This is a genomic window from Rasiella sp. SM2506, assembly GCF_050859505.1.
GTDB lineage: Bacteria > Bacteroidota > Bacteroidia > Flavobacteriales > Flavobacteriaceae > Marinirhabdus.
In genome coordinates this window covers 3,273,722-3,286,535 of record NZ_CP193934.1, presented here as the reverse complement: position 1 = coordinate 3,286,535, position 12,814 = coordinate 3,273,722, and the positions used below count along the sequence as shown (strand labels likewise).

General features: G+C 35.6%; 10 protein-coding genes. 4 read left to right on the top strand and 6 right to left on the bottom strand.

Annotated elements, in window-relative coordinates; translation table 11 throughout:
* Nucleotides 1-16: 16 nt before the first annotated feature.
* From ACQ2HF_RS14765 to ACQ2HF_RS14750, 4 genes are all read left to right on the top strand, one after another.
* Nucleotides 17-703 (top strand): response regulator transcription factor, encoded by a 687-nt coding sequence (locus ACQ2HF_RS14765; protein WP_432413105.1) that lies wholly within the window; start codon nucleotides 17-19, stop codon nucleotides 701-703.
* Between the two features lie 7 nt (nucleotides 704-710).
* Entirely contained in the window at nucleotides 711-2,090 is a 1,380-nt protein-coding gene (locus tag ACQ2HF_RS14760) for an ATP-binding protein (RefSeq protein WP_432411187.1), read from the top strand.
* 62 nt (nucleotides 2,091-2,152) lie between these two features.
* Entirely contained in the window at nucleotides 2,153-2,659 is a 507-nt protein-coding gene (locus ACQ2HF_RS14755) for a hypothetical protein (protein ID WP_432411186.1), read from the top strand.
* 41 nt (nucleotides 2,660-2,700) lie between these two features.
* Nucleotides 2,701-4,377 carry a SulP family inorganic anion transporter gene (locus ACQ2HF_RS14750; protein ID WP_432411185.1) on the top strand — a complete coding sequence of 559 codons (1,677 nt, stop codon included), beginning with the start codon at nucleotides 2,701-2,703 and terminating at the stop codon, nucleotides 4,375-4,377.
* Between the two features lie 464 nt (nucleotides 4,378-4,841).
* Here the strand turns inward: ACQ2HF_RS14750 and ACQ2HF_RS14745 are convergent, their stop codons facing one another.
* The 6 genes from ACQ2HF_RS14745 to ACQ2HF_RS14720 all read right to left on the bottom strand — a co-directional run bounded on the left by ACQ2HF_RS14745 (nucleotide 4,842) and on the right by ACQ2HF_RS14720 (nucleotide 12,720).
* Complete coding sequence (locus ACQ2HF_RS14745; RefSeq protein WP_432411184.1) at nucleotides 4,842-6,593, bottom strand: DUF885 domain-containing protein; 1,752 nt, start codon at nucleotides 6,591-6,593, stop codon at nucleotides 4,842-4,844.
* A gap of 272 nt (nucleotides 6,594-6,865) precedes the next feature.
* A complete protein-coding gene (locus tag ACQ2HF_RS14740) occupies nucleotides 6,866-8,047 on the bottom strand; it encodes a serine hydrolase domain-containing protein (protein WP_432411183.1) in 1,182 nt (393 codons plus the stop codon).
* A 184-nt stretch (nucleotides 8,048-8,231) separates the two neighbouring features.
* A complete protein-coding gene (locus ACQ2HF_RS14735) occupies nucleotides 8,232-10,301 on the bottom strand; it encodes a prolyl oligopeptidase family serine peptidase (protein WP_432411182.1) in 2,070 nt (689 codons plus the stop codon).
* 224 nt (nucleotides 10,302-10,525) lie between these two features.
* Nucleotides 10,526-11,284 (bottom strand): DUF6090 family protein, encoded by a 759-nt coding sequence (locus tag ACQ2HF_RS14730; RefSeq protein WP_432411181.1) that lies wholly within the window; start codon nucleotides 11,282-11,284, stop codon nucleotides 10,526-10,528.
* A gap of 160 nt (nucleotides 11,285-11,444) precedes the next feature.
* Nucleotides 11,445-12,059 carry a DUF2306 domain-containing protein gene (locus ACQ2HF_RS14725; protein ID WP_432411180.1) on the bottom strand — a complete coding sequence of 205 codons (615 nt, stop codon included), beginning with the start codon at nucleotides 12,057-12,059 and terminating at the stop codon, nucleotides 11,445-11,447.
* 283 nt (nucleotides 12,060-12,342) lie between these two features.
* Nucleotides 12,343-12,720 carry a DUF2200 domain-containing protein gene (locus tag ACQ2HF_RS14720; RefSeq protein WP_432411179.1) on the bottom strand — a complete coding sequence of 126 codons (378 nt, stop codon included), beginning with the start codon at nucleotides 12,718-12,720 and terminating at the stop codon, nucleotides 12,343-12,345.
* Between the last annotated feature and the right edge of the window lie 94 nt (nucleotides 12,721-12,814).

The window sequence follows — 12,814 nt, the reverse complement described above, 5'->3', positions numbered from 1 at the left end:
CCTTAAATATAAAGCAATCGCAAAGAAAATATTAGTCATAGAAGATGAGCCCAATGTTGCGGCGTTTATAAGCCAAGGTCTTAAAGAATCTGGCTATACGGTCTTTGTGGCTTATGATGGTGTCGCTGGATTAGAATTACTGAAGCAGAAGGAAATCGATTTAGTGGTTTTGGATATCATTTTACCAGGTATAGACGGTCTTGAAGTTGCAAAAACCATAAGACAGATTGGGTATGAAAGTCTTCCAATTATCATGCTTACTGCGTTGGGTACGACCGAAAATGTTGTAAAAGGGTTGGATTCTGGAGCAGATGATTATTTAATAAAACCATTTAAATTTAAAGAGCTCTTGGCGAGAATTCGCGCAAGAACCAGAAAAAAAAATGTCATTGGAAATAGCAATCATATCTTAACAATCGATGACTTAGATTTGGATATGGACGCAAAGATTGTAAAAAGGGCAGACATAGAAATAAAATTAACTTCTACCGAATTTAGATTGCTTGAATATTTGCTGAAAAACAGAAATAGGGTTTTAAGCCGTGTCGATATACTTGAAAACGTATGGGATATCAATTTTAATATGGGTACCAACGTTGTAGATGTGTATGTTAACTATCTCCGAAATAAAATAGACAAAAAATTTGAAGTTAAACTCATACATACAGTAATAGGTATGGGCTATATTCTAAAGGTGCAATAGCGTATTTATGCAATTAAGAACAAAAATTTCATCAATTTTTATTGGGTTGACTAGCTTGTTCTTGACCGGTATTTTTATACTTATATATTTTGTTTCAAAGACTTATACAGAAAGTGAATTTTATCTTCGGTTAAGCCAGAGAGCTACCATTGCTGCACAAGCCTATTTAGAGGGAGATGAACTTAATATAGACATTTACGATGATATCAGGATTCGCCATTTGCATACCTTGCCCAACGAAAAGGAGGTTATTTACCCAGTCGATGCGGAGCGTAAAGTCGCGTTTGGAGCGTTGGATAAAAACTTGCCAGATAGATTTTACGAAAAAATATTCAATAATGAATATGCAGAATTAAAACAAGACAATTACTATTATACGGGCTTGCTGTATCACGATAACCAAGGAGATTTTATCGTTGTGCTTTCGGCAACAGACCTTTATGGGTTTGGAAAACTAGATAATTTACGAAACACACTTATCGTCGCATTCTTTATAAGTATCGTATTCATATTCATATTGGGAAGGTATTTTGCACAACAGGCATTAAGTCCTATTTCTAAAATTATCAAGGAAGTAAACCTTATTCGTGCCGAAAATTTATCGCTCCGTTTGGATAGCACCAATGGTAAAGATGAACTTGCACAACTGGCAATAACGTTTAATAATATGTTAGATAGATTGCAACTATCCTTCGATCTACAAAATAACTTTATTAATAACGCCTCTCACGAACTTAGAAATCCGCTTACAGCAATCTTAGGACAAACAGAGATTGCACTTAACAAAGAGAGAAGCAAAGAACACTATCACGCCATTCTTGAAAATATAGACCGTGAAGCATCGCGGCTCGATTTCTTGGTAAATGGACTTCTGAAGCTCGCCCAAACTGATTTTGAATCAAAAGGATTTTTAATTGAGCCTATACGTCTTGATGAAATGATATTGAGCATAAAAAACAACCTTGATGTGGCCATCCCCAATAATAAAATCGAACTTGATTTTGAAGAGTTGCCAGATAGTGAAGACGCAATTACCCATATGGGAAGCGAATCCCTCTTAAATGTAGCATTAGGAAATATTTTGGAAAATGCGTGTAAATTTTCAAATAATAAAAAAGTAGTAGTAAAAATAGTTTCCGACGCAGATTTTATATTGCTTACAATTAAAGATCTGGGTGTTGGTATTCCGGAAGATGAACTAAAGAGCATTTATGAACCCTTTTTTCGTGCTTCTAATGTTCGAGATATAAAAGGGTTTGGATTTGGACTTCCGCTTGCCTACCGTATTATAAAAATGCACTCAGGAAACATACGGGTTATTTCTCAAATAGATAAAGGAACCTTTGTAAAAATTAGACTCCCCAATAAAAATACCCACAGCCTATAAGTAAATTGAAATTCTAATCTTGTTTTAATGTCGCTCTTATACGACTCTAACAATTGGCAACTATGTTTGCTAAAAAGTTAAAAAAGATGAGAAAAATACTTATTCCTACAGATTTTACTGTTGAATCGTTACAGCTTGTTGAATATGCAATTTTAAACTATCCTGATACTAAACTGGATATTAAATTGATTGCGGGTTACAAGTTGCCAGACACACGTTGGGGAATTACCCATTTCAACGAAAGAGAACAAATTCGAAAACAATTTACGGATGATTTTGAAAAGGCCAAACGCCGTATTGTGCTAGAACATAAGAATACTATTCAAACCTTTTCTTTTGAATTATTTACAGGTGTTAACTCATTTGCTTTCCAAAATTTTTTAGAACAAATTGATGCGGAATATGCCATTGTTCCAAAAAAAGAAACATTGAATTGTCCTAACAAGAAATGGTTTGATGCCACCAGTTATATCAAAAAAAATGTAAAAAACGTGATTGAAGTTCCAGTAGATGTTTCTGAGGAAATTACGGAAAAGAAATTTTCATTGATAAACCTCTTCAATTTATAAAATTTCAGAAAAAAAATAAGAAAATATAATTTACAATAGCTATGAAAAATTTTTCAACAAAATATTTTAAATCCGATATAAAATCGGGATTGGTTGTCTTTTTAGTCGCCTTACCATTATGTTTGGGTATTGCTCTTGCGAGTGGTGCACCATTATTTTCAGGAATTATTTCTGGAGTAGTTGCAGGAATTGTCGTGGGTACGCTTAGTGGTTCACAACTTAGTGTGTCTGGTCCAGCTGCGGGATTAACGGCAATCGTTTTAGCAGCAATAGCAACTTTAGGATCGTTTGAAGCCTTCTTGCTGGCAGGTGTATTAGCAGGGGTCTTACAAATTATCTTAGGCTTTGTGAAAGCAGGTGTTCTTTCTAATTACTTACCTTCTAATGTCATTGAAGGAATGCTGGCAGCGATAGGAATCATTATTATTTTATCACAATTACCACACGCAGTAGGATTTGATGAAATGCACGAAGGTGATTATTGGTTTGTAAATGCAGCTGGAGATCATCAAATTTTTACAACATTAGCAAATACAGTTAATTTTATACATCCAGGTGCTGTTATTGTTGTATTGGCTTCATTGGCCATTCTCATTGCATTTTTAAAAGTCCCATTCTTAAAACAAATGAAATCTATTCCAGGAGCTTTGGTTGCCGTATTGGCGGGTGTAGCCATTAATGAAACTTTTAAAGCAACAGGCTCATCCTTAGCCATAAGTCCAGAGCATTTGGTAAGTCTTCCGGTGCCTGAATCTATGACACAATTTTGGAGTCAGTTTAGTTTGCCGGATTTTTCCCAAATAGGAAATATAGATATCTGGATTGTTGCAATCACCATTGCAGCCGTAGCCAGTATAGAAACCTTGTTATGTATCGAAGCAGCAGACAAATTGGATCCTTTAAAGCGCTATACAAACACAAATAGAGAGTTAAAAGCGCAAGGTGTAGGGAATATGCTTAGTTGTTTAATTGGCGGTATTCCTGTGACCTCTGTAATTGTTAGAACTTCGGCAAATATTAATGCTGGAGGTAGAACCAAACTAGCAGCAATCTCGCACGGTATATTTTTAATGGCTGCAGTACTCGCGATTCCATTTTTATTAAATTTAATTCCATTAGCATCTCTTGCTGCTGTGTTACTTGTTATTGGTTATAAACTAGCAAGCCCTGCAAAGTTCGTTCATATGTGGCGTAACAGTAAAAAATTCCAGTTTATACCCTTTGTAGTTACTATTGTAGCAGTGGTCTTTACAGATTTGTTAGTGGGTGTCGGGATAGGGATGGCTGTGAGTATATACTTCATTTTACGAGGAAATGTGAAGCTAGCTTATTTCTTTAAAAAGGATAAGCATAAAGAAGGCGAAACTATTAATATGGAATTAGCACAAGAGGTTTCATTTTTGAATAAAGCTGCCATAAAACAAACGTTTGCCCATTTACCTGAAGGTAGTAAAATTAAAATCGATGCTTCAACAACAGTTTATATTGACCACGATGTGCTGCAAATGATAAAAGAATTTGTGACTGAAGGCGCCAAAGAACGAAATATTGCTGTAGCGCTTGTAGGTTTTAGAAAAGAGTATAAGATGGAAAATTCTACTACCTATGTAACCTCGGTTGTGTCAGACAACGGAGAACCGGTTTCACCCAAAGTAGTTACAAATGGCACAAAAGTTCCTTCCAATATATTAAAGGTAAGGGAATTGGCAGTCGTTTAGTATTTACACTTGTAGAAACAGCATACTAGTTTTTTCAGCGTTTACTTGAGCGTTTGTAAAAACTATTGTGCTGTTTAAAGTATTGGAGAATGTTACATGTATGAAGACTTTGTACTTATCAAAATGCTGTGCAGAGCGGAAATCTGACTATCAGCTAATTTTAAATTGCTACGAATCAATACTCATAAATTTTTATTGCATTCATCTGTATAGATACCGTACAAAGCAGTTCGGTTCTAAGGGAAGCTTATGCGTATTGTTACAGCGTTTCGCCAATGTACTTGTTATTATAGTTCCGATCTCACATTTTGTTGGTCATTTTCCATTCAAATTTTCTTGAATTTATAATAAACTCATTATCTGGCAAATAGTCAATAACATTTTGATTTATGTCATTTCATTAGAAATTGAATATCCCCATTTTAGTTAAAAATTAAGTTTTAAGGTATAAATCAACTTAGAGTTTACTTCAACATCAACTCACGAATATATTTTACGGGAGCATTTCCGTAGCTTAAAAACTGTTCGTGAAATTCTTTTAAATCGAACTCATCGCCTTTTAGTGCTTTCAGCTCCTCTCTCAATTCATAAATTTGAGAAAAACCGGTAAAATAAGAACTGAGTTGTGCAGAAGATAAAGTAACTCTCACCCACTTTTCCTCCGCCTCTGTTTTTTCCTGAAACGCTTCTGCAATCATCAATTGCATCGCTTCTTCTTTTTCAAGATTAAGCACGTGATAACTATAATCTAAAATTGTATTAGTCATAGATCTTAACTGCCATTTGTACCACATTAACCACATTTCTGGTGATTCATTATACCCTTCTTCCAGCATCATTATTTCGGCGTAGTTTGCCCAGCCCTCGACCATTGCTCCATTTCCTAATATAGATTTAATGATACTTGGAGATTCGTTACCATACACAAGCTGCGTATAATGACCGGGGATTCCTTCATGGATATTTAATATTTGGAGGATATAGTGATTGTATTCTCTTAAATTACTTTCAGCTTCTTCATCGCTGTAGCCGTCAAGCGGGGTCACATTGTAATAGGTATCCTTTCCTTTTTCGTAAGGACCAGGACTGGAGACAGATGCACCACTAACACCACGTAAGTGTATGGGCATTTCACGCACCACTAAAGGTTTAGACGGATCTTGTGTTAAAAGGTCATTATCTTTTACAAATGCAGCGAGGATGGGCATCTGGCGTCTAATTTCATCAACAAAGTCTTCACGAGCTACATGTTTTTCAGCAATTTTATCAATTAGCATTTTTACCATGACAATCTTATCTGTGGGCTTTTCAATACCTGCCAGATGATCATCCCAGATCGAATCTGAAATTTCAATCATTTGCTGGTGTATTTTCTTCTTCTCTTTTAATGCTTTAGTATATATTTCTTCAGCCGTATAATCTGAGTTTATTTCTAACGCATATTTTTTATCGAATAGTGCTTTCCCGATTCTCGGGCTTTCGGCCTTGCCATCTGTAAGTTCAACTTTTAGTTTTTCAAGTGAAGTAAGATAGTTGCTAACTGCCTCTTTCGAGGATTGTACTCTTGCTACCAGCGTTTCTTTTTTAGCATCGCTTAGCGTAGAACTTGATATAGAATCCAAAAGTTGCTCGCCTAAAATCCCTAAAGCTCCTTGGTTTTGATTGTAGCCAAGTTCAAGATGCTCCATCGTAGGCCTTGTAAGATTCTCAAGTGCAGCATCATAATAGGCAGGAACGTTTTTCAACAAAGCAGATAGAATTTCTAATCGTGTTTCAAGAGCTGCATAATCGCCATTTACTATGGTCCAAACGCGACCTGTAATGTTATAGCCAGATGCATCCCATTCGTGGCCTTTAAACTCGTTAACATACCATGCTCCAGATTCCAGTGCATTTGCTATAAGGTGATAGTCTATTTTGTTACTATCATCTAAGTTGGAGAGCTCAAACTTCTGGAGTTTCGTCTCAAATTCTTTCAGTGAGTTGAGATACTTTTGTTTGTTTTCTGCTGAATCTACATTCAAAATAGAATCATAATCGTGCAATCCGGCCCAGGATGCAAAACCCGGACTTTGTTTCCAAAGCTCTTGTAAGAACTCCTCTTTAAAAGCATCAAAATTCTCATTTTGATCCATGGCGACTTCTTTTTTAGGTTGTTCTTTACAGGCAGATACTGAAATGATAAGGATCATTACACATAGCAGGTATTGTTTCATGGTATGAAGTTTTAATTGGTTAGAAGTTCTAAATATATGATAATAAATTAGATAGGTATAAGTACGTAGGTAGTTGCCTACAGTATTCAAATCATTGTGTTTCGGACCTGTACCCCAGAAGGTAGGAATTTAAATAAAATGATGTTTACCCAATCTAATTGAAGATTCGGCATTATTAGTTTTCTTTTGCCCTTCCTCGCTCGCTAATGCATTCCTTTCGTCGTGCCTCTTCATCGGATGTAAGAAAGGGATGTCCATGGGTAAATAGTTATTTATTTTTTCAGTTCCGGAAGTATTCTGTCCTCCAAAACTCTATACGTTGACTTTTCAGGTTCATCATTAATATTCCAGCCATTGAATACGATGATTATATTGTATTCCGGAGCCATCATTAAAAACTGTCCTCCATATCCGTTAGCCGAATAAATATTGGTTTTGCCAGTACCAGTATATTCTGGAATCCACCATTGATAGCCATATCCCATATCTTTTCGCCATTCAGGTTTTACGTTTTTAACCAAAGGGCTTGTGGAAGTTGTAACCCAACTTTCAGAAACAATTTGGTTGTCATTCCATTTTCCTTTATTCAGAAACAACGAACCAATTTTTGCCAGGTCTTCTGCGGTAAGATATAAACCGCCTTCGGTGTCAATTTCTCCATCAGGAGTTTCTTTCCAGTAGTACTCTGTGATGCCAAGTGGGGCAAATAACTTTTCTTCTGCCCATTTGTCGATTCGTTTTCCTGTAATAGTTCTAACGATTTTACCTAAAAGAACGGTTCCGCCACCATTATACACGAATCTTGTTCCCGGTAGTGTATCCATAGGCTTGCTTAAAACATAGTCGATCCAGTTGTCACTGGATTCCAGCCTAAAACAGTCATTTGTGGTGTCATTATGGTCAGTTTCTTCATTCCATTGTAAACCACTTCTCATGGTCAACAAATTTTCAAGAGTTATATTTTGCTTTCTTTTATCTTGAAAGTCGGTGTCAGAACCATTCAACAAAGGCATTGCTTTGCTACCAACAGTATAATTCTCATTCAAATCCAATGCAATACCCAGCAGGATAGAGGTAATACTTTTGGTGACAGATTGAAGTGAGTGCAATTCACTTTGTTGATAGTAGGGATGCCAATTGGTACTATTGAAATTGTATTGATGGTTGGTGGTGTCGTATTTTTGAACAATGGTTTCATAGTCCTGCTTATAGGTGAAATCTGCCAATAAGGTATCATTTTGCAGGACCATAAAACGGTCTATCAATCCATATTCTCCATTATGTATTTCTGAATTAATAGAATCGATGACGCTGGAAAGGACATTATAGGAAGTTGCCTTTTGTGTGTCTTCAGTCACTACGCTATCTTTATTTTTTGTGTTACAACCCATCACCACGATTATAAACAGAAATGGTAAGAATAGCGTTTTTATTTTATGCATTGGTATTATCATGAGCTTAGCTTTAATTGAGTATAGTGGTTTTACTTTGTTGTGCGATCTTTTTTGTTGCCATGGCTCATTTTCAATCGTATTTTTTGAACCATATTAGCTAAAATGTCTATTATTTCCGAAGAAAAAATACCCAAACATGAGGTGAGAATGAGCCTTTTTATTTTAAACGTTCAATACATTTACATTACTTCAACTTCTTCAACAAATAAGAAAACGTCAAAGCGTGTGACTTTGCACGTTGTTCATTTGTAGAGGAACCCGCATGGCCTCCTTCGGTGTTTTCATAATAATAGGTTTTGTAGCCCATGTCATTCATTTTGGCTACCATTTTTCTGGCATGACCGGGATGCACTCTATCATCCCTGGTAGAGGTGGTGAAGAATACTTCTGGATACTCCATGCCTTCTTTTAGGTTATGGTAAGGCGAATACTTTTTAATGTAAGCCCATTCTTCGGGAATATCAGGGTTACCAAATTCGCCCATCCAGCTAGCTCCTGCCAATAGTTTATTGTAACGCTGCATATCTAACAAAGGCACCTGGCACACCACAGCATTGTATAAATCTGGTCGCTGCGTAAATGCAACACCCACTAACAAGCCGCCATTACTACCTCCCATAACACCTAAATGTTTTGGCGAACTAATTTTTCTCGTAATCAAGTCTTCGGTTACGGCATATAAATCGTCAAATACATTTTGACGTTTCTCCTTCATTCCATCTTGATGCCATTTTGGGCCATACTCGCCACCACCACGTATATTAGCCAAAACAAAAACGCCCCCTTTGTCTAGCCATGATACCCCAAAAGTTGAAGCGTAAAATGGTGATTGGGAAGCTTCAAAGCCGCCGTACGCATACATTAACGTGGGATTAGAACCATCATAGTTCATTCCTTTGGCCCCTACCATAAAATACGGTACCATCGTTCCATCTTTAGATTTTGCTTTGTGCTGTTGTATTTCATATGTATTGGCGTCAAAATATGCTGGTAATGATTTGTAGATTTCAAATGTGTTTTTGCCAGCATCGGCATAATACAAGGTAGTTGGCGTTGTAAAATTTGTAAACTCAAAGAAATATTGGTCTGTCAAGTTATTAGTGCCCGCTATGTAAATACTCCCAAAATCCGGGGCATTTACTTTTTCGCTACTCCATTTTTTGTTCTCGAATGAATAGAGGTGTAACTGACTCGTAACATCGGTCAATAGGCTAATGAGCAATTTGTTTTTGGTAGTAGCAAGTTGTGAAATACTTGAAAATTCATCGGGTTCTATAATGAGTTGAATTTCCTTAGTGCCTTTTAATAATTCCTTAAAATTTAGACTTATAACAGATCCGGTTTTATAGGTCTTAGAATTCACAGACCAATCTGATTTTAACTGTAAAATCATTTGATTGTTTAAAATACCAGCAGGCATAGCGTCATTAGGAATGTCTAACGCTATTGCTTTATTGTTGTGCCAAACTAATACGCGGTTTGTAAAAAATGTGATGCCATGGACAATCATGGTATATGCTTGTGAACCATCACGAAAAACAAAGCCCCAATTACCTACGTCAGTAGTTTCTCCTTCATGAATAAGCTGTGCATCTTCTAACAGCGTCCCGCGCTTCCACAGTTTTACTTGTCTTGGATAACCAGATGTTGTCAACGTACCCTCTCCAAAATCGGAAGCAACTATCAAGGTATTTTCATCAATATACTCTGCACCTCCTTTGGTATCCTCTATTGAAAATCCGTTTTCTATAAATTGTTTTTTCTGTACATCAAACTCTTTAATGAGCACAGCATCGCCCCCACCATCAGAAAGTTGTACTAAAAACCGATTGTAATCCGGGTATAAACCAGTACTCCCTTTGTACACCCATTTTTTATCATCTTTTTTTGAAAGTGCGTCAATATCAAGAAGAGTTTCCCAAATTGGATTTCCGCTGATAAAGCTTTCTAAAGAACTTCTTCTCCAAATACCTCTTATATGATCTTCGTCTTGCCAGAAATTGTAAGCAAAATCCCCATGAATAGTAGGATATGCTATTTTTTCTGAAGAGTTATAAATCGCTAAACTCTTATCATACATAGACTGATACGCTTCTGCTGTACCTAGTTCGGCCAGCGTCGCTTTATTTTGCTCGGCTACAAACTCCAATGATTTCTTTCCATCAACCTCTTCTAGCCACAGGTAGTTGTCTTCCTGTGCCTGAATGGTCTGGCTAAGTATACAGGTGACGAGTAATAAAATATATTTTTTCATAGTACAGCGAAATTTAATCAATTGGTTGTGCTAAATATATGATATTTAGTTTTATAGGTATATATACGTAGCCGTTTGCCTACAAAATTATAAGCATTCTTTTTTATCAGATTTACCTGCCGAAAAGAATTTTAATAAAAAAATGCCAAGCTTGTTAAAACTTGGGGCATTTTTAGAAGATTTATATTGATAAGAATTGGTGTAGTACTTTATACTGTCTTAAGTTATTTTTTATTTAATTCAGTATTGATAATCTGAATCATTATTTCGATTTTATCCATAAAAATTTGTTCATCTATCACATTCTCTTTTTTCCAAGCAAATATATTGGCAGTCAAATCTTCCATTTCACGATTATTGAAGAACCATTCATAGTCTGATGAATAGGTTCCTTTTGGAAATTCTTGATACCTATCAGAAGTTGAAATAGTATTTAAAACACTTAATTTACCATCGGTTGAAGGCCATAAACGTTCATTTAATAGTCTTCTTACGTATCCATCTTCCTGGTCGGCATCTACGATCATCGATTCAAAAGATGAAATGTATGATTTCAATTCAGAGTTTTGTAGGTAATCGATTTTGTTCGATGCAATAAGTGATTTGATATACCCATCTTTTGCTTCAAATGAAAATCCGCTAAAAGCATTTGAAATCAGGGAATCCAATTTTAATTCAGATAGATTCGAAACATCAGTTCCGAAAAGATGCAAAAGATACATACCGTCTTCAAATTCCGACGTATGTTGTTTATTGATCTTTTTAAGTTCTTCAAGGTTGAATTTTAATTCAGTTTTTAAATTATGAAGAATTTCTATTTCCGCATGTGTAATTTTGCGATGTTCATTCCAATTATTAATTTGTAATGCAACTAGAATCCCGATAACAACTAGTATAATTTCTCCAATAGCATATTTTAAATACTTTCCAGTTTTATTTTTTCCTATTAGGTCGTAGCGTATTTTTCGGAAGAATTTTATCATTAGAGGTTAGTTTATCTAAAGATATGATTTTTAATTAATTGGAGTTCATAAATAATGAAGCACGACGCTTATGTCTATGAGATGTGGCGTGCCTATGCACAACCTCTCCAGATAAAAACTGGCGAAATCTCTGGTGTTAATCTATAAACTATACTCGAAATCAAATTAAATTTGTTGCTGGTTTTTTTCTTACAATGAAATAAGCTACTATGATATTTGGAACCCAACATAGCCAAGCAACTATTCTGTAGGCGCTTGTAAATTCACCTATTAAAATAGTTAATAGAGGTAGCCAAATTCTTAAGGTTACTGCTGCAAAGCAAGCAGCGTAACTAAAAATCATTAACTTTTCATGTGATTCAATATTTCCTTTTTTAATTGCTTCGAAACCAAAAATTGTAGTGCCCAACCAAATCAGTCCCAATGTTAAAAAGCCAAGGACACTTATAATTCCGCCTGTTGCATGCCAGGCAATATAAAGTCCACAAATTCCACTTACTAAAACAGAAAGAACATATGCTCTTCCAATGGTTCTATGTAATTTAATTTTCTTTTTTCTCAATTCTCGATTAAACTGTAACCACCCAATTAATAAAGCGAGTCCACCCAGAGTGATGTGGCTATAAAATGCAATATTCCATATAGTATTACTTAGAAGTTCTGCAGATTTTGATGCTAATAGGCCAAATTGTCGGTCAATCAAAAAGTAGATCATCGGATATAGACCAAATAGTGTAGATAAAATTCCTATTGTAATCCAGGAAAGTTTTTTCATTTTTCAGCAGTTTTCTTTAAGTATAGACAATTGTAATTAAGAAATATTGCAGTCTTTATATGTTTATTAGCAACGGATTTGCCTATAATACGGCGGTTTTGAGTGGCTCCGTTGGCTAAAAGTGAATGCGTGTAGCAAAGTGACGAAGCATTTGGCTGCAACGTCTACAGAACAGTGGCTTCGCTCTCTGGATTTTTCGGACTTGAAAGTTAATCGAAAAATGCAGGAACTTTCAATTCTTGAGATTGTTAGCCATGAATTATATATGTTACTGGCACCCGTTTTACTTTTTTTCTTCACGCAAAATTTTTTCCATTTTACGACCTTTCGCCAATTCATCAATCAGCTTTTCCATACGTCTACATTGTTTATACAATTCAAATTCATCCTCTATTTCTTCAATTCGATACCCACAAACGACTCCTTTAATCAAGTGTGCGTTTGGATTTATTTTAGCTTTTTGAAAAAATGTTCTAAAGGTTGCTTTTTCTTCAATAAGTGCTTGTAAGGAATCTTGATCAAAACCAGTGAACCATTTAATTACTTGATTGAGTTCTTCTTTTGTTCTTCCATTTTTTTCCAGTCTATTCAGGTAAAGAGGATAAATGGAGGCAAATATCATATTGGCAACCTTTTCATTTTTTTCGACTGTAACTTTCATTTTTTTTTGATTTTGATTTGATGGATGCTAACGGATTTGAATAAGATTCGTGGCGTGGTTTGAGAACCTAATTTAGTAAATACAAACTGCATAG

What these genes read in the sequence shown, in the direction of transcription:
- ACQ2HF_RS14760 (WP_432411187.1), top strand. Translation starts at nt 711, where the DNA reads ATGCAATTAAGAACAAAAATTTCATCAATTTTTATTGGGTTGACTAGC.
- ACQ2HF_RS14755 (WP_432411186.1), top strand. Translation starts at nt 2,153, where the DNA reads ATGTTTGCTAAAAAGTTAAAAAAGATGAGAAAAATACTTATTCCTACA.
- ACQ2HF_RS14750 (WP_432411185.1), top strand. Translation starts at nt 2,701, where the DNA reads ATGAAAAATTTTTCAACAAAATATTTTAAATCCGATATAAAATCGGGA.
- ACQ2HF_RS14745 (WP_432411184.1), bottom strand. Translation starts at nt 6,593, where the DNA reads ATGAAACAATACCTGCTATGTGTAATGATCCTTATCATTTCAGTATCT.
- ACQ2HF_RS14740 (WP_432411183.1), bottom strand. Translation starts at nt 8,047, where the DNA reads ATGATAATACCAATGCATAAAATAAAAACGCTATTCTTACCATTTCTG.
- ACQ2HF_RS14735 (WP_432411182.1), bottom strand. Translation starts at nt 10,301, where the DNA reads ATGAAAAAATATATTTTATTACTCGTCACCTGTATACTTAGCCAGACC.
- ACQ2HF_RS14730 (WP_432411181.1), bottom strand. Translation starts at nt 11,284, where the DNA reads ATGATAAAATTCTTCCGAAAAATACGCTACGACCTAATAGGAAAAAAT.
- ACQ2HF_RS14725 (WP_432411180.1), bottom strand. Translation starts at nt 12,059, where the DNA reads ATGAAAAAACTTTCCTGGATTACAATAGGAATTTTATCTACACTATTT.
- ACQ2HF_RS14720 (WP_432411179.1), bottom strand. Translation starts at nt 12,720, where the DNA reads ATGAAAGTTACAGTCGAAAAAAATGAAAAGGTTGCCAATATGATATTT.